The organism is Streptomyces colwelliae, from assembly GCF_048158785.1.
In the GTDB taxonomy this organism is placed as follows: Bacteria; Actinomycetota; Actinomycetes; order Streptomycetales; family Streptomycetaceae; genus Streptomyces.
The window spans coordinates 1-1,262 of the sequence record NZ_JBLTJC010000806.1 but is presented as its reverse complement, the minus strand read 5'-3'; the positions used below and the strand labels follow the sequence as shown (position 1 = coordinate 1,262).

The window sequence follows — 1,262 nt, the reverse complement described above, 5'->3', positions numbered from 1 at the left end:
CGCGCTGCCAGAAGGAAAGTCGGGAATCCCCGTTCGCGGTGTGAGGGAGCATCAGCACTCACCTTGCGCGGACGGGACCCCCATTCTGTGAACAGAGTGAGTCGTCATCGCCGGGAGCATAGCCTTGTCGGCCGCGATCTGTCAGGGGGATTTCAGGGGCGTGCATTCGTGCGGGTCGGCATAGAGTGGATGCGGGTTCAGGGCGTCTCTGGGGGTTGTGGACGTGGCGGACGACGGACCGGTCGAGCACGGCTATCCGCACCTCGATACGGTGCGGGACGCCATCACCGCGCTCTACAAGCGGTTGTCCTACGACACCGTCCAGACGTTCGCGACCAGCGTGGCCCCCGTCGACGTGGCGTTCTGCGACACGGACGACCTGCACCTGGGCGCGCAGCGGGTGGCCCGCGAGATGGTCCGGCACTACCGGCTCCCCGATGCCCGGCCGATCATCAGTTTCCGTGAGATGACACATGCGGCGAACGTCGAACTCACCGCCGGGCCCGAGTACTTCATCGAGTTGAACGACCGGTTCCGCACGCATCGGCGGGACATCGGCGCGGCTCTCGCCCACGAGGTCATGCACGTCTATCTGCACCGCCTCGACCTGTCCTTCCCCGGCACCCGCGAGAACGAGATCCTCACGGACACGGCGGCGACGTATCTCGGCGCGGGGTGGCTGCTGCTGGACGCGTACCGGGAGGACTCGGCGTCCTCGCAGAAACTGGGCTATCTCACGCCGGAGGAGTTCGGGTACGTCCTCGCCAAGCGGGCCCTGGTCTTCGGCGAGGATCCCTCCGTGTGGTTCACCAGCCCGCAGGCCTACACGGCGTACGTCAAGGGGATGGCACAGGCCCGGCGTGACGAGCAGCAGCCTCCGTTGACCGCGGCGGGGTGGGCCGGGCGGCGCCGGTACGCCCATGACCGGCGGCACGCACCCGGACCGGGTTCTCCGTCAGGCGTGCCGTATGCCTTCAGCGGGGACCAGGGCGGCAGTCTTCGGGTGTCCTTCCCATGCCCTACGTGCCATCAGCGCATCCGGGTGCCGGTGCGGGGGCGAGTACGGGCGAGGTGTTCTCTGTGCCGGACGGTGTTGGAGTGCGACACGTAGGTTGAAGTGCCGGGTGTGTTCCGGGTGTTGACGCGGGCGGGCGGCGTCGCAGCGAGCGTCCTGTCGCCGTCCGTCCCGGCCGCGCCGCCCACGTACCAGGCGGACCCGATCGCGAGTACGCCCCCGGCGCCGTCGACCTTCGTCGTGTACG

The 1,262-nt window shown here is 68.5% G+C and carries 1 protein-coding gene; it reads left to right on the top strand.

Features of this window, described 5'->3' with window-relative positions:
* The first annotated feature begins 223 nt into the window (after positions 1–223).
* Positions 224–1,111: a hypothetical protein gene (locus ACNFOC_RS54495; protein ID WP_416966330.1), complete on the top strand. Its 888-nt coding sequence runs from the start codon at positions 224–226 to the stop codon at positions 1,109–1,111.
* Positions 1,112–1,262 lie beyond the last annotated feature (151 nt).